The organism is Neobacillus sp. SuZ13 (assembly GCF_030123365.1).
Taxonomy (GTDB): Bacteria; Bacillota; Bacilli; order Bacillales; family Cytobacillaceae; genus Neobacillus.
The window spans coordinates 4,933,481-4,952,233 of record NZ_CP126107.1 but is presented as its reverse complement, the minus strand read 5'-3'; the positions used below and the strand labels follow the sequence as shown (position 1 = coordinate 4,952,233).

26 protein-coding genes are annotated in these 18,753 nt (G+C 39.0%); 20 read left to right on the top strand and 6 right to left on the bottom strand.

What is annotated here, in order from left to right:
- Positions 1–102: 102 nt before the first annotated feature.
- The gene (locus tag QNH17_RS24575; protein WP_283875710.1) at positions 103–615 is read right to left on the bottom strand and encodes a phosphatidylglycerophosphatase A family protein; all 513 of its coding nucleotides are present in this window, start codon (positions 613–615) and stop codon (positions 103–105) included.
- A 194-nt stretch (positions 616–809) separates the two neighbouring features.
- On the opposite strand from QNH17_RS24575, the gene yutH reads away from it, so the two are divergent.
- A complete protein-coding gene (gene yutH / locus QNH17_RS24570; RefSeq protein WP_283875708.1) occupies positions 810–1,820 on the top strand; it encodes a spore coat putative kinase YutH in 1,011 nt (336 codons plus the stop codon).
- A 56-nt stretch (positions 1,821–1,876) separates the two neighbouring features.
- Here the strand turns inward: yutH and QNH17_RS24565 are convergent, their stop codons facing one another.
- The gene (locus QNH17_RS24565) at positions 1,877–2,140 is read right to left on the bottom strand and encodes a NifU family protein (RefSeq protein ID WP_283879589.1); all 264 of its coding nucleotides are present in this window, start codon (positions 2,138–2,140) and stop codon (positions 1,877–1,879) included.
- A gap of 124 nt (positions 2,141–2,264) precedes the next feature.
- On the opposite strand from QNH17_RS24565, the gene QNH17_RS24560 reads away from it, so the two are divergent.
- A complete protein-coding gene (locus QNH17_RS24560; protein ID WP_283875706.1) occupies positions 2,265–2,588 on the top strand; it encodes a YuzD family protein in 324 nt (107 codons plus the stop codon).
- An 84-nt stretch (positions 2,589–2,672) separates the two neighbouring features.
- Here QNH17_RS24560 and QNH17_RS24555 read toward each other — a convergent pair whose 3' ends face one another.
- Entirely contained in the window at positions 2,673–3,740 is a 1,068-nt protein-coding gene (locus tag QNH17_RS24555) for an NAD(P)/FAD-dependent oxidoreductase (RefSeq protein WP_283875704.1), read from the bottom strand.
- A 226-nt stretch (positions 3,741–3,966) separates the two neighbouring features.
- On the opposite strand from QNH17_RS24555, the gene QNH17_RS24550 reads away from it, so the two are divergent.
- Positions 3,967–4,206 (top strand): YuzB family protein, encoded by a 240-nt coding sequence (locus tag QNH17_RS24550; RefSeq protein ID WP_026567906.1) that lies wholly within the window; start codon positions 3,967–3,969, stop codon positions 4,204–4,206.
- 129 nt (positions 4,207–4,335) lie between these two features.
- Entirely contained in the window at positions 4,336–4,701 is a 366-nt protein-coding gene (locus QNH17_RS24545; protein WP_283875703.1) for a HesB/IscA family protein, read from the top strand.
- A gap of 40 nt (positions 4,702–4,741) precedes the next feature.
- Here QNH17_RS24545 and QNH17_RS24540 read toward each other — a convergent pair whose 3' ends face one another.
- Positions 4,742–5,740, bottom strand: coding sequence for an NAD(P)/FAD-dependent oxidoreductase (locus QNH17_RS24540; protein WP_283875702.1), 999 nt, complete (start codon positions 5,738–5,740; stop codon positions 4,742–4,744).
- Positions 5,741–6,190: 450 nt separating this feature from the next.
- On the opposite strand from QNH17_RS24540, the gene QNH17_RS24535 reads away from it, so the two are divergent.
- The 9 genes from QNH17_RS24535 to kapD all read left to right on the top strand — a co-directional run bounded on the left by QNH17_RS24535 (position 6,191) and on the right by kapD (position 13,002).
- Positions 6,191–7,408, top strand: coding sequence for an NAD(P)/FAD-dependent oxidoreductase (locus QNH17_RS24535; protein ID WP_283875701.1), 1,218 nt, complete (start codon positions 6,191–6,193; stop codon positions 7,406–7,408).
- Between the two features lie 86 nt (positions 7,409–7,494).
- Positions 7,495–7,986: an NUDIX domain-containing protein gene (locus QNH17_RS24530; protein WP_283875700.1), complete on the top strand. Its 492-nt coding sequence runs from the start codon at positions 7,495–7,497 to the stop codon at positions 7,984–7,986.
- A 155-nt stretch (positions 7,987–8,141) separates the two neighbouring features.
- Complete coding sequence (locus QNH17_RS24525) at positions 8,142–8,267, top strand: YuiA family protein (protein ID WP_186328847.1); 126 nt, start codon at positions 8,142–8,144, stop codon at positions 8,265–8,267.
- Positions 8,268–8,404: 137 nt separating this feature from the next.
- A complete protein-coding gene (locus QNH17_RS24520) occupies positions 8,405–8,728 on the top strand; it encodes a YuiB family protein (RefSeq protein ID WP_283875697.1) in 324 nt (107 codons plus the stop codon).
- Positions 8,729–8,878: 150 nt separating this feature from the next.
- Positions 8,879–9,487 (top strand): stationary phase survival protein SpsC, encoded by a 609-nt coding sequence (locus QNH17_RS24515; RefSeq protein WP_283875696.1) that lies wholly within the window; start codon positions 8,879–8,881, stop codon positions 9,485–9,487.
- 189 nt (positions 9,488–9,676) lie between these two features.
- Positions 9,677–11,185: a leucyl aminopeptidase gene (locus QNH17_RS24510; RefSeq protein WP_283875695.1), complete on the top strand. Its 1,509-nt coding sequence runs from the start codon at positions 9,677–9,679 to the stop codon at positions 11,183–11,185.
- A gap of 310 nt (positions 11,186–11,495) precedes the next feature.
- Positions 11,496–11,720 carry a hypothetical protein gene (locus tag QNH17_RS24505; protein WP_144554649.1) on the top strand — a complete coding sequence of 75 codons (225 nt, stop codon included), beginning with the start codon at positions 11,496–11,498 and terminating at the stop codon, positions 11,718–11,720.
- 120 nt (positions 11,721–11,840) lie between these two features.
- A complete protein-coding gene (locus QNH17_RS24500; protein WP_283875694.1) occupies positions 11,841–12,224 on the top strand; it encodes a hotdog fold thioesterase in 384 nt (127 codons plus the stop codon).
- 154 nt (positions 12,225–12,378) lie between these two features.
- The gene (kapD, locus tag QNH17_RS24495; protein ID WP_144554647.1) at positions 12,379–13,002 is read left to right on the top strand and encodes a 3'-5' exonuclease KapD; all 624 of its coding nucleotides are present in this window, start codon (positions 12,379–12,381) and stop codon (positions 13,000–13,002) included.
- Between the two features lie 39 nt (positions 13,003–13,041).
- Here the strand turns inward: kapD and kapB are convergent, their stop codons facing one another.
- The gene (kapB, locus tag QNH17_RS24490; protein WP_283875691.1) at positions 13,042–13,422 is read right to left on the bottom strand and encodes a kinase-associated lipoprotein KapB; all 381 of its coding nucleotides are present in this window, start codon (positions 13,420–13,422) and stop codon (positions 13,042–13,044) included.
- A 254-nt stretch (positions 13,423–13,676) separates the two neighbouring features.
- Here kapB and QNH17_RS24485 point away from each other — a divergent pair, with 254 nt between their 5' ends.
- From QNH17_RS24485 to QNH17_RS24460, 6 genes are all read left to right on the top strand, one after another.
- Positions 13,677–14,420 carry a peptidylprolyl isomerase gene (locus QNH17_RS24485; RefSeq protein ID WP_283875690.1) on the top strand — a complete coding sequence of 248 codons (744 nt, stop codon included), beginning with the start codon at positions 13,677–13,679 and terminating at the stop codon, positions 14,418–14,420.
- A gap of 92 nt (positions 14,421–14,512) precedes the next feature.
- Complete coding sequence (locus tag QNH17_RS24480) at positions 14,513–14,722, top strand: hypothetical protein (RefSeq protein ID WP_283875689.1); 210 nt, start codon at positions 14,513–14,515, stop codon at positions 14,720–14,722.
- Positions 14,723–14,807: 85 nt separating this feature from the next.
- Entirely contained in the window at positions 14,808–15,335 is a 528-nt protein-coding gene (locus QNH17_RS24475; RefSeq protein WP_283875687.1) for a superoxide dismutase family protein, read from the top strand.
- Between the two features lie 154 nt (positions 15,336–15,489).
- Complete coding sequence (locus QNH17_RS24470) at positions 15,490–15,993, top strand: hypothetical protein (protein WP_283875686.1); 504 nt, start codon at positions 15,490–15,492, stop codon at positions 15,991–15,993.
- Between the two features lie 127 nt (positions 15,994–16,120).
- Positions 16,121–17,323, top strand: a complete 1,203-nt coding sequence (locus QNH17_RS24465) for an alanyl-tRNA editing protein (RefSeq protein ID WP_283875684.1) — start codon at positions 16,121–16,123, stop codon at positions 17,321–17,323.
- A 107-nt stretch (positions 17,324–17,430) separates the two neighbouring features.
- Positions 17,431–17,694: a DUF1871 family protein gene (locus QNH17_RS24460; RefSeq protein ID WP_283875683.1), complete on the top strand. Its 264-nt coding sequence runs from the start codon at positions 17,431–17,433 to the stop codon at positions 17,692–17,694.
- Between the two features lie 137 nt (positions 17,695–17,831).
- On the opposite strand, the gene QNH17_RS24455 is transcribed toward QNH17_RS24460, so the two are convergent.
- Positions 17,832–18,029, bottom strand: a complete 198-nt coding sequence (locus QNH17_RS24455) for a helix-turn-helix domain-containing protein (protein WP_283875681.1) — start codon at positions 18,027–18,029, stop codon at positions 17,832–17,834.
- A 233-nt stretch (positions 18,030–18,262) separates the two neighbouring features.
- Here QNH17_RS24455 and yugI point away from each other — a divergent pair, with 233 nt between their 5' ends.
- Entirely contained in the window at positions 18,263–18,667 is a 405-nt protein-coding gene (gene yugI, locus QNH17_RS24450; protein WP_144554638.1) for a S1 domain-containing post-transcriptional regulator GSP13, read from the top strand.
- Positions 18,668–18,753: the final 86 nt, after the last annotated feature.

Here is an 18,753-nt window from a genome sequence, read left to right as displayed (position 1 = left end):
CCGTTTTGCGGCGTATGGCCTGGAGCTAGACAGTAATCTAAGTTCAGAAAATTATACTTTCCTTTAACTCAAAAAGGATGGGGACTCCCATCCTTTTTCTGCTTATTTCTTTTCACTTTCAGCCCTAGCAGCCCGGTGTGCGAGTCGGCTCGATGCGGCAGCTGCAATTGCCCCGACGATATCATCTAAAAAAGTATGGCACTCGCCTGTTGATTTATCATTTAAATGCGCTAATATTCCAGGTTTTAATTTATCGATATATCCGTAATTGGTAAAACCGATCGAACCATATACATTTACAATCGAAAAGGCTAGAATTTCATCGACTCCATAAAGACTTTCATCTGTTCCGATAATGGATTGGAGCGGTTCCTCAAGCATTCCTTTTTCGGCAAGTACATCCAGCTGTATTCCTGTTAAAATTGCGTTCTGAACCTCACGCTTGGAAAGAACGCGTTCCACGTTTGCTAAACAGTCTTCCATTTTCAGGTTTTCATGATATTTTTCCTGCAAAAAGAAAACTAAATCAGCGATGTCCTGTACTTTGACGCCTCTTTCATTCAGCCATCTGCGTGCAGTTACTTCGGTTAGATTTACGTTTTTGTCGTCTGCCATTCCTCTGATCACCTTTTCTGTGGATTTTCACTATATATATACTGTATTGTTCTAACTTATGCAAAAGAATCCTAAAAATGAGCATGGTTAAAACCTTATATTCTCCTTCATTTTTCTAAGCTATTCAGGAACAAGTTTTCTTAACCTAAAACATATATATGAGGTAAGAAATGGGAAAGAAATGAGGTGGACAAATGCTTCAAAAAATGCTGGAAAACCAATATGGCGTTACGGTCGATGAATATGTAAAACTGGAAAGGTTTGATGCGTTAAGAGGAAATGGCTGGCTCTATTTAATCTCCAAACCAGCGGGTAAGGAAGAAGAAGATATTGCAGAACTTGAGAAAATAGCGGAGCATTTACGAAATTATGGTGATCATAATGTTCCCGTCATTCTACAGTCCAAAGAAGGGCATTTAATTACGGAATGGGAAAAAAATAAATATTGTGTCCTTGCAAATCGGCAACCGGAAGAACAGAAAAAAATTAAATTGGGCAGGAAATTAGCAAAATTCCATGAACGTGGCAGGAGAGTTCCCTTTCAAATAGAGAGGTCTAGCCGGATCGGACAATGGAAGTCCTTATGGGAAAAACGGCTCGAGCAGATGGAAAAGGTGTGGAATGGTCTTCTATTTCAAACACCTGAAGATGAATTTCAGCGGATGTTTATTGATTCCTTCCCCTATTATCTAGGCTTAACGGAAAACGCTATTCAATATCTAGTGGATACCGAGATTGATGATGAACCACTTGAAACGGATAGCGGTACGGTTTGTCATGAACGTTTTACGCAAAAGACTTGGGGACCGCTCAATAATTATATGATCAAAAATCCGTTTGACTGGGTATTTGACCATCGCAGCCGTGACATAGCTGAATGGACAAGGGAAAGATATCTTCACAATTCCCAGACCTATGATGTGGAATTAAAGCGCTTTTTTGAAGAATATCAAAGTGTTGCTCCTTTGTCGCCATTTTCCTGGCGATTATTGTATTCCCGGTTAATTTTCCCACTTCATTACTTTGAATGTATTGAAAGTTATTATATTACCACATCAGAACAGGACAAAAAGGTATTGGAAGAAAAGTTAATGAGAATTTTACGACAGTCCGGAGAATATGAACAATTTTTGGCGGGTTTTTATCAACTTACGGACGCTCCAATCAAGCGTTTAAATCTGCCTTTATTGGAATGGCTGTACTAAAACATGTTTTCATTAAAAAAGTGATTGCCTATGAATGGCAATCACTTTTTTAATAATTAAAATACCTGCTCTACTTCCACAATCCCTGGTACTTCCTCTAAAAGTGCTCTTTCGATACCAGCTTTAAGTGTGATGGTTGAACTAGGGCAGCTGCCGCATGCACCTAAAAGGCGAAGCTTGACAATACCTTCTTCAACATCTACTAATTCACAATCTCCGCCGTCGCGAAGAAGAAATGGACGTAATTTATCTAATACTTCTTGAACTTGTTCAAAAATTTCTTGTTCTGCCAAATTAATCGACTCCCTTCCTATACCTATATTATAATGTCATCATCGTGAAAAATCCATTATCAGAAATTAGGAAAACACACATTAATAGACATTTTCGTGGTTAATATCGTAAAAATGAGTTAACCTGAAATAAAAAGGCGGGAATGATTAGATGAAATCAGAAGTAGAAATTGTTGTTTATGGTGCGGAACAATTGTGCCCGAGTTGTGTGAATTTACCATCTTCCAAAGAAACGTATGAATGGCTAGAAGCAGCGATTGCGAGAAAATTTCCAGACCAACCATTTAAAATGACCTATGTGGATATTTATCAGCCAAGTGGGGAGAATGAAAAGATTGCATTTGCAGAAAAAGTGATCGAAGAGGATATGTTTTATCCAGTGGTTGTCATCAAAGACAAAATCGTTGGCGAAGGGAACCCAAGATTGAAAACTATTTTTTCCGAACTAGAGAAACATGGATATACAGCTATATAATTGGAAGAAGCATTCCACAAAAATGGAATGCTTCTTTTTTGAATCCAGCTCCAGCGCCTGTTCAAGGCGCTCGCGCTTTTTATATTACCCGTTATGAAATTTATACATCCACAGAATCCCGGATTTAAGCAAACGGGCGACACGTCCTGTAATAGCTCGGTCTGCCATCATCCCAAATCCATGCTTTTTCCCAAGGGAACCAAGGATCCCCTTTAATTTAATTTGCGGGAAAGATGTTGGAGGCTCTTCGCCTTTCCAACGTCTTTTTAATACTTCAACAATTTGTTCCGCCTGACCTTCCGCTAATTGAGCACTTGGTGCATGAGGAAGACTTGCGCAATCGCCGAGAATAAAGACATGTTCATCATTGGGCAGGTGGTGAAGTGGGCTTATCACTAGTCTTCCCATTCCATCTTTATCCCCGTCCATAGCGCGGACAATTTTATTGGCCTGGATTCCTGCTGTCCAAACGATGACATCACAATGGATCGGCTGGTCGTGATTGTATAATAAGTTTTCTTCCACCTTGGTAATATTCGAGTTGTTAATAATTTCGACATTGTTTTTTACAAACCAATTTTCTACATATTTGCTTAAACGTTCCGGGAATGCAGAGAGAATATGTTTTCCCCGATCAAATAATTTGATGTTTAGGTCTTCGCGACTTTCGCTTAATTCACTTGCTAGCTCCACACCACTTAGACCAGCGCCCACGATACCAACCACTGAGCCAGGTCCCAAATTATTTAAAACGGAGTAGGTAAGTCGAGATTTTTCAATAGACTGGATACTGTAGGTAAACTGATCGGCCCCTGGAACATCATGATACTTGTCCTCACAGCCCAGACCAATGATTACATCATCATAGTCGATAGGCGAAGCGTCCTTTAGAGTGATCTTTTTTTCAGTTGTTTGAATCCCGGTTACCTCACCATACACTACTTTTAATCGTGGGTGCTCCGGAAATGCAACTCTTACTTCTTTGTCAGAAATCGTTCCTGCTGCTAATGCGTAGTATTCCGTCTTTAAGCAGTGATAAGGTACACGGTCCACTAGTGTAATCGTCATATCCTCTGGTAAATGGTTGGGGAGAATTTCATTTAGAATCTTCATCCCACCGTAGCCGCCACCAAGAATTACAAGGTTTTTCATTTTTATTTCCCCTTTGAATATCCCGTTTTCATATTTAAAGTTGGCTGAAGTGTCATAAAAAAATTGTAGAAAAATAATTCCGTTCCTTTAACACATTCGAGTATAGCGGAATTATGTCAAAATAACAACAATTTTCATGATTTTCTTGACATCGATATAGTATACATGGTATTTGACGGAGTGGATGAAATGGAGTAGGATAATTAGTTGTGGAGAGGTGAAAGCAATGATTCAACCCATCATCGAATTTTGTATAAGCAATCTTGCGAATGGTGCACAAAAAGCACTTGAGAAATTAGAAAAAGATCCTAATTTGGATATTATTGAATATGGATGTCTTGGATATTGCGGTAAATGTGCGACTACGTTATACGCTCTTGTTAATGGAGAAGTAGTCACAGGAAAAACACCTGACGAATTGGTCGATAACATTTATCAATACTTGGAAGATAATCCAATGTTTTAAAATAGGGAGCACTGCCGCTCCCTTATTTATATATATTTCATAGGATAGTACAAAGGAATCGTATTATTTGAGTAGTTAACCATACGTGTATATAATTAATTTAAAGCCTCATTTAGGGAGGGTATTACAATGAGTAATGATATAGTTATTTTAACAGAAGCGGCGTCACTGCATATTAAAGAAATGATGAAGCATAACGAAGAAGAAGGCGCATTGTTACGTGTCAGCGTAAAAGGCGGTGGATGCAGCGGTTTATCTTACGGGATGGGCTTTGATCATACAGCAAATGAAGATGATTTGAAACTTGAACAATTTGGAATTAAAATCTTAGTCGATAAAGAGAGTGCAGCGATTTTACAAGGAACCAAGATTGATTATAAGGAATCAATGATGGGCGGCGGCTTTACCATTGACAATCCGAATGCAATCGCATCATGTGGATGTGGGTCATCGTTTAGAACGGCTACAGCTACTGGTACACCGGAAGAATGCTAATATAAATAAGAAAAAGCGTCCATACAAAGGACGCTTTTTCTTATTTATTGAACATTGAAGAACTGTGTAATGGCTGAATTTTTGCCTTCGGATCAATGAAGGCCTTAGCGTTGTTAACAGCTGTTGGAGCTTCACCAAAGCCGCAGGCAATTAATTTCACTTTTCCTTCATAGGTACAAATGTCTCCAGCTGCATAGATTCCAGGGATGCTCGTTTCCATTTTAGAATTGACGACAATCGAATTCTTTTCGATGGCTAAGCCCCATTCCTTAATTGGTCCAAGGGAAGAAACGAATCCATAGTTACAAATGACAGCGTCGACATCTACTGTAACCTTCTCTTTACCATTAACGGTTTCAAGAACAACCTGTTTAATTCCACTTTCATCACCAACTAATTCTGCAGGAACATAAGGTGTCTTCACATATACTTTGGAATTATATAAGTTTTCTACACTATGCTCGTGAGCACGGAACTTATCTCTGCGGTGGACAATCGAAACTTGCTCAGCAATTGGCTCTAACATCAAGGCCCAGTCAACTGCAGAATCGCCGCCGCCAAAAACAACTACTTTTTGACCTGCAAACTGATTTAAATCCTCAATGAAGTAATATAGATTTTTACGCTCATATTGAGCGGCACTTTCGAGTTCTAAACGACGTGGTTGGAAGGCACCATTGCCGGCTGTAATAATAATCGTTTTAGAAAAATGAACTTCTTTGTTTGTTGTTAATTTAAACGTTCCATCTTCTTGTTTCTCTAACTTTTCAACTGATTGCTCTAGTGCAACCGTAGGTTTGAATTTGCTCATTTGTTCTTTAAGATTATTTATTAGTTCTTGTGCACGGATTTTTGGAAAACCAGCAACATCATAAATATACTTTTCCGGGTAAAGGGCTGACAGTTGGCCGCCCAGTTGCGGTAAGCTCTCAATAATCTTCACCGAGGTTTGTCTCATACCCCCGTAAAAAGCCGTAAATAAACCGGTAGGACCTCCGCCAATGATGGTAATATCATAAACCTCTTGCTTCTCCTGCACTCCGCATCCCCCCAACCTGTAGTAACAGACTCCTTTATTTATATTATCATAAAACTAAAAATTCTCACATCTTTAAGCGAGAATATTCACAACTGTGGCAATTTTTAAAACATTGTGTATTAGTCAAATCCAATTAATAATCTATAAAACTTAGAGAAAAATTTATGAAAATTGCTTGATAATCGTGTGAAAGTAGCATAAGATGTATTGAGGATAGATTGTTAATTTTTTGTGACATAAAAAGTACATTTTTATGTCAGATAGTAAAAAATCACATTCTTAGCAAATACCTTGCTTGACCTATATGAATTTCAAGTAACTCGTTTTTTTTAGCCTTATTCGTGAATTATATCACATACATTTTTTTATTATATAAAATAAAAATGGTCATAGCAGTGGAAACTAAGAAAAAAGGGATTATCTAAAAAATAAAGGGTGGAAGTGATCACTTTGAGAAAGCCTAAAATTGTTATTCTCGGTGCTGGTTACGGTGGACTAATGACAACAGTTCGCCTACAGAAGTTAATCGGTGTGAATGAAGCTGACATTGTTTTAGTAAATAAAAATGACTATCATTATGAAACCACATGGCTGCATGAGGCTTCTGCTGGCACATTGCATCATGACCGTGTACGTTATGATATCCGTGATGTAATTGACCGCAGTAAAGTGGATTTTGTTCAAGATACTGTAGTAGAAATTAACAAAGAGGACAAGAAGGTTATTTTGGAAAAAGGGGAAGTCGACTATGACTACCTCGTTATTGCTCTTGGTGGTGAACCAGAGACATTTGGGATCAAAGGATTAAAAGAATATGCTTTTGGAATCTCAAATGTAAACTCCTCTCGTCAATTGCGTGAACATATTGAATACCAATTTGCGACATACAATATGGAAGAAGAGAAAAACGACAATCGTTTGACTATTGTTGTCGGTGGTGCTGGTTTTACGGGAATTGAATTCCTTGGTGAATTAACAAATAGAATTCCTGAATTATGCCATGAGTATGATGTAGATTCACATAAAGTAAAAATTATCTGTGTCGAAGCTGCTCCAACAGTATTACCAGGTTTTGATCCTGAACTAGTGAATTATGCCGTATCACAATTAGAACGAAAAGGTGTTGAATTCTTAATCGGAACAGCGATTAAGGAATGTACGGAAGAAGGCATCTTTGTCGCTAAAGGTGAAGAGGAAGCACGTGAAATCAAGGCGGGTACTGTCGTGTGGGCCGCAGGAATTCGCGGGAATTCAATTGTTGAAAAATCAGGCTTTGAAGCAATGAGAGGCCGGGTCAAAGTTCAGCCGGATTTACGCGTTCCAGGCTTTGACAATATCTTCATGATTGGTGACAGTTCACTAATGATTAATGAAGAAATCAACCGTCCATATCCGCCAACTGCACAGATTGCCATGCAGCAAGGGGAAGTTTGTGCCCGCAATATCGCGGCTTTAGTTCGTAATAAATCAGAGTTAGAGACTTTCAAGTTCGATAATAAAGGGACCGTTTGCTCCCTTGGCGAAGATGATGCAATCGGGGTTGTTTTTGGTAAAAAACTAACTGGTGCAAAAGCATCCTTCATGAAAAAAGTAGTCGATAATCGCTCACTATACATGATTGGCGGCGCCGGACTTGTATTGAAAAAAGGAAAATTTAATGTTTTTTAAAATTATTATAGATAAAAGGGCAGAGAAATATCTGTCCTTTTTTTGTTATGATTAAATAAAGTAATACTTTGTCAGGGGGAGTTTAAGTGAGTAATCGTGAAAAACGGGGCAAGGTTTGGTTAGCTGTTGCAGGGGTTGTCAGGTCAAATGAGGGGAAATGGCTCGTCGTAAAGAAACGATATGGCGGCTTGAAGGGCCAATGGTCACTGCCCGCAGGATTTGTTGAAATGGGAGAAACAGCGGATGAGGCTGTTATTAGAGAAGTATTAGAAGAAACTGGCATCCAATGTCAGGTGAAGGGACTTATTGGCCTAAGAACTGGTGTGATTAAAGGAGAAATTAGCGATAATTTACTCCATTTTCTACTTGAACCGGTGAATGATCAGGTGGTGAGTCATCAGGATAACGAACTTTTTGAAGCGAGATTTATGGAACCAGAAAAACTACTCCATGAAAAAGATGCATCTATCATACTCCAATATTTAATTCGAAATGATATTACCTTCTCGAAGCAAGCGATTGATAATCTAAACCCAGGAGACCAGTTTGGATATACAGCTTATAAATTATTTTTGTAATTTTTAGAAAATTTGAGTAACGACAAGTAATTGTAAGAAAACTTGACATGTATCCGCTTTCTCGTTTAAATTTGCCGGATTTCCGTCCTTTATTTTTTAGAAAATTCTTGGTATATTATCAGAAAATTAAGTTAATTATAAGGGGATGACTAGGGATGACGGTAAAGATCGTAGATTCAAAAACATGTGATTATTGTTCCGGGAAAGGCTATTTTCAACTAGTTTTAGGGGGATCAGAAACCTGTAGCTGCTGCGAAGGAACTGGCAAGAAAAAAGAATAAATTGTATTCATTCAAATGCTTCTTCGAATTATTCGAGGGGCTTTTTTCTTGTATGTAAAAAGAAAAATAGTCGTTTATATTGACTCCTTTTTCGACATTCAGTACACTAAGTGTTGATGTATAAGGGGGAATCTCGGATGCAAATGAGCATTGTTGTCTTAATCATATCGATTTTACTTTTCTTTGTTTTATTTTTTGGAATTGGATTTATTCTAAATATGCTGCTACGTATGTCGTGGGTAATGGCTGTAGTTTATCCTATTGTGGCAATTTTTATTGTAGATAAAGTGAGTTTTAGTGAGTATTTTACAAATAGTAAAATGGCGTTTAGTGAGTTGGGCCAGAGGTTTACTTCGTTAGCCACTGCTGATATTCTTATTTTAATTAGTGGACTAGCTGGTGCGGTTGCTGCTGGTTTCACGATTAAACTGTTACGGAAAAATGGATACCAAATGTTTTAAGGCTTTTACCAAGGGGAAAGACAGACCATTCCTCCTTGGTAAGAGCCTTTTTTTATGATTTGCAATAATACATGTAAAATTTCCCTTTTCCTATTTTGAATATTTTCCTGCAACTTGGGAATGAATATTTTGGGAGGAGTGAAAATTTTGATGAACAAAATGAAACATTGGAGTAGGCGATTAGCCATGGTTTGTCTCTTCTTAATGGCTGTCTTTGCGACCTTCCAATCAATCTCTGGAGTGAATGCACAATTGTTCTTAAACCAATTTGGGTCTGTTCTTGCATCGACTGAACCTGTTTCAGGAACCCAAAGGTCCTTGGAGAACGAAATCGATTGGTCGAAATATCCTAAACAAACGGTTACCGCCACTGGTTATACAGCAGGAGTAGAATCTACAGGGAAAAGTAAAGGCCACCCTGAATATGGGATAACTTACTCCGGAGTAAAAGTAAAACGTGATTTGTTTTCTACGATTGCCGCAGACCTAAATGTATTCCCCATTGGAACGATTCTCTTTATTCCTGGATATGGGTATGGTGTGGTTGCCGATAAGGGCGGGGCTATCAAAGGGAATGAACTAGACCTTTATTATGAAACAGTTGAGGATGTTTATAATAAATGGGGGAAAAAGAAACTTGATATCTATGTGGTACAAAAAGGTAATGGAAAACTCACAGAGCAAACACTTAAGTCATTAAATGAAGACAAATCGATGCAAGTCTTCCGCGGGCAGTATATAAGTTCTGAGAAGAGATAAAAGCAGGCTGCAGGCCTGTTTTTTATTTTTAGGCTGTGTTTAAAGCTTATTGTTTATTTTGGCACCCTGTTGATTGGAGCGGAGTGCCTGGAGCGGAAATCAACAGGCAAATTTTATAATAATTAGTTGCTCGAAATAAACACTGTTATTCGCTATAATTAAACACGAATAATATGGAGGTGAAGTAATTTGTTTGATGTTAAAAAAGAACTAGAACTATCAACAGAGCATGAAGGTTTAGTAATTGGACTCTTTGATAAACCTGAAAAATTCACAGGAATATTAGCATTGCTCGATGAGGCATTCAATGGCCAATTAAAAGAACTTGTAAAATCAGGTGACATTTCAGCTAAGTTAAAAAGTATCAATAAAGTACATAGTTTGGGGAAAATCGGCTCAAAACGAATTTGGTTTGTTGGCCTGGGGAAGGAAAAGGAGTTTACCTTTGATAAACTAAAATCTGCGTTTGGAAGACTCTTTAAGGAAGTGAAGGCAAATAAACTTGAAGAAGCAGCCGTTTATTTAGATTCCTTTACGACTGAACAAGTGGATGGTTTGGACGCTGCCCATGCGCTGAGCGAAGCCTTTGTCCTCTCAACTTATCAATTTGAAGGGTACAAGCAAAAATCGAACGAGCCAGAGAAAAAGCTGGATCATCTAACGATTTATTGTGACAGCCTTGATGGAGAAGAAATCCTAGCTTCTTTAACGGTAGGACATGCGTTTGGTAAAGGAACCAATTCGGCACGAACGCTCGTTAACATTCCGGGCAACATGTTAACCGCAACAGATATAGCTAAATATGCACAGGAACTTGGAAGTAAATATGCTTTCGAAGTGGAAATCCTGGATAAAGCTGAAATAGAGAAGCTTGGAATGGGAGCTTTCCTTGCCGTGAACCAGGGATCAACTGAGCCTCCTAAAATGATTGTCCTTAAATATCAAGGGAAAGATGAATGGAAAGATGTTATCGGTTTAGTTGGAAAAGGCATAACCTTTGATACAGGCGGTTACTCCATTAAAACGAAATCAGGGATCGTTGGGATGAAAACTGACATGGGCGGGGCAGCCGCGGTTCTTGGTGCCATGGAAATCATCGGTGAAATTCAGCCCGAGCAAAATGTGGTCGCGGTTATTCCTTCTACGGATAATATGATTAGCGGCCATGCCTTTAAGCCTGATGACGTGATTACCTCGATGTCCGGTAAGACCATTGAGGTTTTAAATACTGATGCTGAAGGACGGCTTGTTCTAGCGGATGCGGTAACCTATGCGAAACAGCATGGTGCAGACTATCTTGTCGATGTCGCCACTTTAACAGGTGGAGTAATTACAGCACTTGGTCTCCATACTACGGGAGCCATGACTAATCATGGTCCACTATATAATCAAGTCTTGGAAGCTTCCCTAGAAGCGGGCGAGCAAATGTGGCAGCTGCCATTGTTTGAAACAGAGATTGAACGGGTTAGAAACAGTAAAGTTGCAGATTTAAATAATTCCCCTGGCAGTGAAGGCCATGCGTTGGTTGCTGGGGCTTTTATCGGTGAATTTGCCGAGGGGACACCATGGGTGCACCTAGATATTGCCGGGACGGCCACCACAGCCAAAAACCATGATCTAGGACCTTCAGGTGCAACCGGAGTCATGACTCGGACACTTGCCTTATTTGTTGAACGCTTTGAACCCATAGAGAAATAATGATTTGAAAAAGCCTCACGAGACATTCGGAGGCTTTTTTGTGGTATATAAAATTATTTATAGTTAAACAGTGATATGGTTCTCTGAATCCAGCTCCAGCGCCTAGCGGCTAGTGTACTTCGCTCTCCACCCTACGATAAGTCAACATCGAATCGCTGTCGCTCTTCGTGTTTCCTTTATCTCGGTTGGAGTGCTCCAGTCCATACGCCGCTAAACAGGCGCTTCCGCCTTTTGTTTTTGCCCACTCCAAAACCCTTCATTTCGCATATGAAATAGTGTAGGCAAGTATAGAAGAAGGAGGTTTTGCTGCATGTACCCTTATTATCGGAACCCTCATCAAGTTCAAGATCAACGATTTATTGGTTTCGGGTTGCCATTACTTGGAGGATTTTTAGGAGGCTTATTAGGAGGCGCATTAATTAGCCGGCCATTTTATGGTGGTTACGGATATCCTGGCTTTTATCCCCCGCCCCCGCCGCCCATAGGCTACCCTGGGGCTTTTTATCCCGGCTTCGGTGCTCCTTATTATTACTAAATTGAAAAAACAGCTCTTGGGCTGTTTTTTTATGCGGAAAATGATGAATTAAAGGAAAATTAGTTAAAAAGGCGAATAGTTTATATAGATAACAACTGTTTACATATAGGAGGAACTTAAATGATTGAAAATACATTGCTACATTCTCTTGGAATTGAGATTACCTTAGTCGAAAAAGGAAGGGTTATGGCGACCATGCCTGTGGATGAGCGGACTCGCCAGCCATTTGGATTATTGCACGGCGGTGCATCTGTTGCTTTGGCTGAAACAGTGGCCAGTGTAGGAGCATATGAATTGGTAGATAAAGAAGCGGAGGCTGTCGCGGGTCTAGAGATTAATGCCAATCATGTTCGGCCAAAAACTGAGGGTGTGGTTACAGCGATTGCAACTGTTCTATATCAAGGGAAATCAACTCAAGTCTGGGATATTAAAATTACTGATGAGCAAGACCGCATGATTTGCGTGTCAAGATGTACGATGGCTGTCATTAAGCTAAAAAAATAATGATGTTCTTTTTTATCTGATTATTGATTTAAAATTTAAAAAATTAAATTTAATTTCGTGTTATAATATAAGAAAAAATAGAAAAAAAGCACAATTTTTTGTACATGTTTCTTTATATAATGTAGTAAGAGTAAACGTAAAGGTGGTGAAATTGATGAGGGCAAGGCGGCAACATTTATTTATCGATTTTGAGTTTACGATGCCTGAACGGAATGTTCGCATGAAGGATTTTTATGCGGAAATTATCGAAGTTGGAATTGTTGCGGTCGTAGATGATCAAGTAACAGAACAGTTTTCATCCTTTGTTACTCCACTTAAATTCCCAAAACTAACTGAACGCTGTAAATCCTTTTTACATATCTCTCAGCAGCAGGTAGACAAGGGTTTATCTATTTTTGAACTTGTTAAAAAATTGGAGGAATTCAATAAGCATAATTATGAAACAACCATTGTTACTTGGGGAAATATGGATATGAAGGTGCTTCGTCATAATTGTTTAAAGGCAGGTGTTGCTTTTCCGCTAAAGGCTTCAGAGCTGGATCTTTCTATGGAATATAAGCGATTCTTTGGTGACCAAAATCAAACGGGACTTTGGAAGGCAGTTCAGGAATATGGGAAAGAAGGGACAGGCAAACATCATCGTGCACTTGATGATGCGTTAACTACCTTTAATATATTCAAACTCGTTGAAAAGGATAAACGTTATTTAGAAAAACCAGAACCAACGACCATTGGGGATCGGATTGATTTCTCAAAGTTATTAAATGAATTCGCATAAAAGGCCAAATCATTCAAACTGATTTGGCCTTTAGCGTTTTTATATTTTATAATCTTTTTCAAGCGATTCCAAGGCTCTAAGGCTCATCTCAGCCCATTCTGAATGAGTTTCTGCTAATTCCAGTTTTATCTTGGCTAACGCCTCTTTTAATGATTCCTTATAATCGGGAACCTCAATCTCAAAGGGTTTAACCATTTTGAGGGGAATATTTGCTTGCTCACGATAGCTGAGTGCTTTTCTCTCATGGAAAATAAGTACATCTGCATCTTTAGGGCTATGTAAATCTCCTTGCATGGGATGTTTAAGTACAGCTAGAACTCGTACTAAATAATGCTGCGGGCGTACCTCTGTTATTTCACCGATATATTTCCCTGTTTTATAAATAGCTGTTACAATATTTCCAATTTGTAATTCTGACACAAAAAACACCCCTCACTGTCTAGTTCCAGCGACCAGCGGCTAGTGTACTTCGCTCTCCGCCCTACGATAAGTCAACATCGAATCGCTATCGCTCCTCGTGTTTCCTTTATCTCGGTTGGAGCGCTCCAGTCCATACGCCGCTAAACGGTCGCTTCCACTTTTCTCTTTTATTTTAATATGAAACATAGTAAATTAAAAACAATGTGTGAAATAATTTTATTTCGGTTAAAGTGAAAAAATTGGAGGAATGATATATGAGAAAGAATCTGCAATTCTTACTAACATTATTTACAATAGTTCTAGTTTTGGCAGCATGTGGGACAAGCACGGAGAAAGAAGATGCAACAAGTAAAAAGACCACGCCAAAAACGGAACAGAAGGAAGGGGACAAAACCGTGTCAAATGCTGTCTATCCTCAGCTTTCAACAGAGGTGCTGGATAATGAAAAAGTCGTTGAAATGGAAACATCAATGGGTAACATAAAAATCAAATTGTTTCCTAAGTATGCCCCAAAAGCAGTTGAAAACTTTATTGAACATGGTAAAGAAGGCTACTATGATGGACTTATTTTTCATCGGGTCATTAAAGATTTCATGATTCAGGGCGGTGACCCGAATGGTAATGGTACTGGCGGGGAAAGCATTTACGGCCAGCCTTTTGAAGATGAATTTTCAAAAAACCTTTATAATCTCCGCGGTGCCTTATCAATGGCTAATTCTGGCAGTAATACAAACGGAAGTCAGTTTTTTATTGTGCAAACCTCGTCACTGGATCCAGCGATGAAAGAACAAATGGAAAAAGCAGGATATCCAAAAGAAATTATTGAAGCATATGACAAAAACGGTGGTACCCCGTGGCTTGATCATCGTCATACTGTTTTTGGACAAGTGGTTGAGGGCATGGATATCGTGGATAAAATTGCTAACACACCTGTTGGTGCCCAGGATAAACCTGAAAAAGATGTAATCATTAAGAAAATAAAGGTGATAGAAGAATAACAGTTATAGATAATTTGAGAAAGTGGTATGAAATGTTTTTTGTTGCTATAATGAATTATTAGTGCAGTTCCTTTAAGAAAGGGAGAAGAAAAATGTTTCATCCATCGGTACTTTCATTGTTTTTATACTTTCCGGAAGATAAATCGGAATATATACCTGCTGCGATCACCTTTTTGATTTTCTTAATTGGAGCCTTTCTAACGATGCGCGTCATCATTTTAGTCTCAAAACGCGAGGCTAAAAAGGCAAAAGAATTAGAAGAACAATTGAAAAATCAAGAGCACTTTCCAAGGAACAGTTAACCCAATACTGTTCCTTTTTCATTGGATAAAGGAGCGAGGGATTGTTCATACTAAGGGCAAATTGTCTTAGTGTGGGGGTATACATATGAAGAAAAGCTGGATGATCATTCCACTGCTCATTCTAACTGGATGTACGGAAGAGAATATTAAAAAGATTGATGTGGAGATGTATAATGCTGTAGGAGATTCCCTTGGCAAAATAAAGGTAGCTGAGCAATCTAGCGGTGTAAAATTATCAGTAGATTTAAAAGGTCTGCCAGCCGGAGAGCATGCGATTCATATCCATGACAAGGGAAAGTGTAAAGCTCCTGATTTTAAATCAGCAGGAAACCATTTTAATCCCGATAATAAGGAACACGGGCTTCTTCATCCAAAAGGTGCTCATGCAGGCGATCTGCCAAACCTAATAGTTGAGGATGATGGGGCTGTTAAAGCAGATTTAATGGCACCCAATGTCTCCTTAAAAGACGGTAAGAAATCACTTTTTACAAAAGAGGGGACCACAATCGTCATCGATGAAGGAAAAGATGATGGCATGACACAGCCTTCGGGAGACTCTGGAAAACGGATTGCCTGTGGTGAAATTACAAAAGATAAAAAAGCGGGTCAATAGAAGTGACGGGATGAGAGATAATGTTATTGAAAGGCTATCAGCTAGGTGTGATAGCCTTTAACATTGAATTTTTTTCTTATAAATAGGTAAGAATCTATGCTTATCCTAATAGTGGACATACACTAGCATGGAGACGGTATAGGAGGCGATATTATTGGAAAAAAGACAATTCTTTGGCGGATTTCCGGGACAACCTGGTTACCAGCAAATGGGCTACCCACAAATGGGGGGGTATCCACAAATGGGAGGCTATCCGCAAATGGGAGGATACCAGCACCCGGGCTTTTCACATATGATGGGCGGTCAGCACTCAGGATTTCCTCAAGGCATGGGTGGTTTTCCGCAGATGATGGGTGGCCAGCAATCAGGCTTTCCGCAAAGCGGTATGATGGGGGGTCAGCACTCAGGATTTCCACAAGGCGGTATGATGGGTGGCCAGCAATCAGGCTTTCCGCAAAGCGGTATGATGGGGGGTCAGCACTCAGGATTTCCACAAGGCGGTATGATGGGTGGCCAGCAATCAGGCTTTCCGCAAGGCGGTGCGATGGGCGGCCAACAGCAAACTGGTTTTCCCCAAGGCATGGGCGGTTTCCAACAAGGTGGACAAAAACCACCAACGATGCCTACTTCATTTGGACAGCGTAAAGAAAAGAAGTAATTAAGTCACATTTGAGTTAGAATAAACTGTTCCTCAATTAAAGGAGGAGCAGTTTTTTGTTTGCTTGCTTTATTTTCCTTTTTTTTAGACAATGAGTTCATAATTATATATTGGAGTGACCACAAACATGGAGAACAAGAACAAGCTGTATTATCAAGATCCATACATACAAACTTTTAAAGCAAAAGTGGTAAAACAAGAAAAAGACCCAACTGGCAACTGGTATGTTGTATTAAATCAAACGGTCTTTTATCCAACCGGCGGCGGGCAGCCGCATGACCTTGGAACAATTGCTAACAAGACGGTAATGAATGTGGAAGAAATCAAAGGAGAAATTCGTCATTACCTTGAAGGGCCAATAGATGATACAGGAAAAGAAGTCAGAGGGACTATCGATTGGGATAGACGCTTGGATCATATGCAGCAACACGCGGGTCAGCATCTATTATCTGCAGCATTTGACAACTTATTTGGATACAAAACAATCGGATTTCATTTAGGGGCGGAAATGCTCACCATCGATTTAGAAACAGAACATCTTAGCCAGCAACAAATAGAAGATGCAGAGGCACTTGCAAATCAAGTCATCCTAGAAAACAGACCGATTGAGACGAAATGGGTCACAGAAGAAGAATTGTCTCAATTTAATCTGCGAAAAGAGACAAAAGTGAAAGAGGATATTCGCCTGGTTATTATTCCCGATTTTGATGATAACGGGTGCGGCGGGACACATCCAAGAGCTACTGGGGAGGTTCGAGCAGTAAAAGTATTAGATTGGGAACGTCAAAAGAAGAAGATCAGGGTTCAATTTGTTTGTGGGAATCGAGTAGTTACACAGCTTGGAAAAAAACAAACAGTACTCCTTGAATTAACCAAAATCCTCAATGCACCTGAAAAGGAAATGGAACAGGCTGTCCTTCGTCTCCTTGAAACGAATAAAACATTAGAAAAGGCCTTTGAACAAACTCAGGGAAAGATCCTTCATTATGAAGCAAAGAACCTACTAGGAAAAAGAATTCAAAATGAGAGGCTGCTCGTATGTGAAGTATTTCAAAATCGGTCCATTCAAGAACTGCAGAATTTAGCACGAATCATCACTACTGAAGATGAAGCAGCTATTGTTTACTTTGTATCAGAAAATGATAAGCGATTGCAGGTAGTTTGTGCACGCGGACAAGCTGGAACGGAGAGTATGAAGAAAGTAATCGCTAGTGTCCTACCGCTAATTGATGGAAAGGGTGGAGGAAATGATTTGTTTGCTCAGGGTGGTGGCGAGGCGAAAATCTCGGGAGAGCAAATGCTTCAGCAATTATTGGAAATAAAAGGATAGTTGGTTGGCTCCAATCTTTTACACCTCACCCTTTAAGAAGTATACTAGAATCGCACCAGGGCAATATAAAAGTGCTCAGGTTAAGCCGAAATTTGGGAGTAAAAACAATGAGAAAAGAACTGCAAACTAATTTGCAATATGTGGATCTATTAAATGAATGGGACCCTTTCAATTTAACTAATGGAGGATATGACACAGAAATCGCTGATACCATTCAGGCCATCCATGAACTAGATGATTATGATGAGTTGGCCAAAAGAATACAAAGCATTTATGATTTTTCATTTGAAAAAATGATTCCGTTAGAAGAGTGCTTGAAGATAGCAAAAGAATTATTAGTCATTAAAGCAAATGATGCTTGTTCTATTTAACGATTTAGAACAAAAAAAAGGACATACCATGATGGATGTCCACTTCAAAAAGGGGGGAATACTAGAAAGCCTTATGATATAAGGTTACCCAGTATTCCCTTTTTTATACATTAGAAGAGAAAAAAACTTTACTGTTATTATTGTTTTTTTAATTCTGTAGCAGGAAGATCTAATACAGTTGATAATTTTAATAATGTTTGTGTGCTTGGAATTTGTTCCCCAGATTCGTATTTCTCAATTGTGTGAATTCCAACTCTTACTTTTTGTGCCAGCTCCTCCTGAGACATATGGAGCATTTCGCGGGCATTTTTAATGGTTTGGCCGATGGTATTCATACTGGTTCACCTTCCCTTTAAAAATAGGTTTCCTCACTATTAGTTTATCACGTTTGGTAAATATTTCTTTCGACATCCTTGAACATTATGTTAAGAATTTTCAACAATCCCAATATGGTAAGCTTTATTGACAGTTTATTTTTCAATCTTTTTTGATTTAAGGCGTTCTTTGTGGTAGAATATTATAATGCGTATATATGGGATAAAATAATTATTTACTTAGGAGTGTTTTCATGTCAGAAAAGATCGAAACTGGAAGTATTTTAACAGGTAAGGTAACAGGAATTCAACCATACGGAGCGTTTGTTGCGCTCGACGATAATACACAAGGCCTTGTCCATATTTCTGAAATTACACATGGCTATGTTAAAGATATTAACGAGCACCTTAAAGTTGGGGACGAAATTAAGGTGAAAGTATTATCAGTGGATGAAGGTGCAGGCAAAATTGGTCTTTCTATCCGTGCTACAGAAGAAGCTCCTGTTCAGCAGGCTGCTCCTAAAGCAAAGAAGCCTCGTAAACGACCAGTTGCTCCGATTATTCCAGAAGTGGAAGGTCAGCAAGGATTTAACACATTAAAGGATAAATTGCAAGAGTGGATTGACCAGTCACAACGTGAAGATTTAATAAAAAAATAAATTCAAGAAAAGCCTAGACCCAATGCTATGATTAGCTTGGTGCTAGGCTTTTTTTTACATAATTAGAGCTTTTTCAGTGATAAAGT

Excerpts from the sequence above, each read along its gene's own strand:
- QNH17_RS24560 (WP_283875706.1), top strand. The coding sequence starts at position 2,265 with ATGAAATCAGAAGTAGAAATTGTTGTTTATGGTGCGGAACAATTGTGC.
- QNH17_RS24500 (WP_283875694.1), top strand. The coding sequence starts at position 11,841 with ATGATTGAAAATACATTGCTACATTCTCTTGGAATTGAGATTACCTTA.
- kapD (WP_144554647.1), top strand. The coding sequence starts at position 12,379 with ATGAGGGCAAGGCGGCAACATTTATTTATCGATTTTGAGTTTACGATG.
- QNH17_RS24525 (WP_186328847.1), top strand. The coding sequence starts at position 8,142 with ATGACGGTAAAGATCGTAGATTCAAAAACATGTGATTATTGTTCCGGG.
- QNH17_RS24555 (WP_283875704.1), bottom strand. The coding sequence starts at position 3,740 with ATGAAAAACCTTGTAATTCTTGGTGGCGGCTACGGTGGGATGAAGATT.
- QNH17_RS24575 (WP_283875710.1), bottom strand. The coding sequence starts at position 615 with ATGGCAGACGACAAAAACGTAAATCTAACCGAAGTAACTGCACGCAGA.
- QNH17_RS24545 (WP_283875703.1), top strand. The coding sequence starts at position 4,336 with ATGAGTAATGATATAGTTATTTTAACAGAAGCGGCGTCACTGCATATT.
- QNH17_RS24455 (WP_283875681.1), bottom strand. The coding sequence starts at position 18,029 with ATGAATACCATCGGCCAAACCATTAAAAATGCCCGCGAAATGCTCCAT.
- QNH17_RS24460 (WP_283875683.1), top strand. The coding sequence starts at position 17,431 with ATGAGAAAAGAACTGCAAACTAATTTGCAATATGTGGATCTATTAAAT.
- QNH17_RS24475 (WP_283875687.1), top strand. The coding sequence starts at position 14,808 with ATGAAGAAAAGCTGGATGATCATTCCACTGCTCATTCTAACTGGATGT.
- QNH17_RS24505 (WP_144554649.1), top strand. The coding sequence starts at position 11,496 with ATGTACCCTTATTATCGGAACCCTCATCAAGTTCAAGATCAACGATTT.
- QNH17_RS24515 (WP_283875696.1), top strand. The coding sequence starts at position 8,879 with ATGAACAAAATGAAACATTGGAGTAGGCGATTAGCCATGGTTTGTCTC.
- QNH17_RS24480 (WP_283875689.1), top strand. The coding sequence starts at position 14,513 with ATGTTTCATCCATCGGTACTTTCATTGTTTTTATACTTTCCGGAAGAT.
- QNH17_RS24465 (WP_283875684.1), top strand. The coding sequence starts at position 16,121 with ATGGAGAACAAGAACAAGCTGTATTATCAAGATCCATACATACAAACT.
- yutH (WP_283875708.1), top strand. The coding sequence starts at position 810 with ATGCTTCAAAAAATGCTGGAAAACCAATATGGCGTTACGGTCGATGAA.
- QNH17_RS24550 (WP_026567906.1), top strand. The coding sequence starts at position 3,967 with ATGATTCAACCCATCATCGAATTTTGTATAAGCAATCTTGCGAATGGT.
- yugI (WP_144554638.1), top strand. The coding sequence starts at position 18,263 with ATGTCAGAAAAGATCGAAACTGGAAGTATTTTAACAGGTAAGGTAACA.
- QNH17_RS24485 (WP_283875690.1), top strand. The coding sequence starts at position 13,677 with ATGAGAAAGAATCTGCAATTCTTACTAACATTATTTACAATAGTTCTA.
- QNH17_RS24520 (WP_283875697.1), top strand. The coding sequence starts at position 8,405 with ATGCAAATGAGCATTGTTGTCTTAATCATATCGATTTTACTTTTCTTT.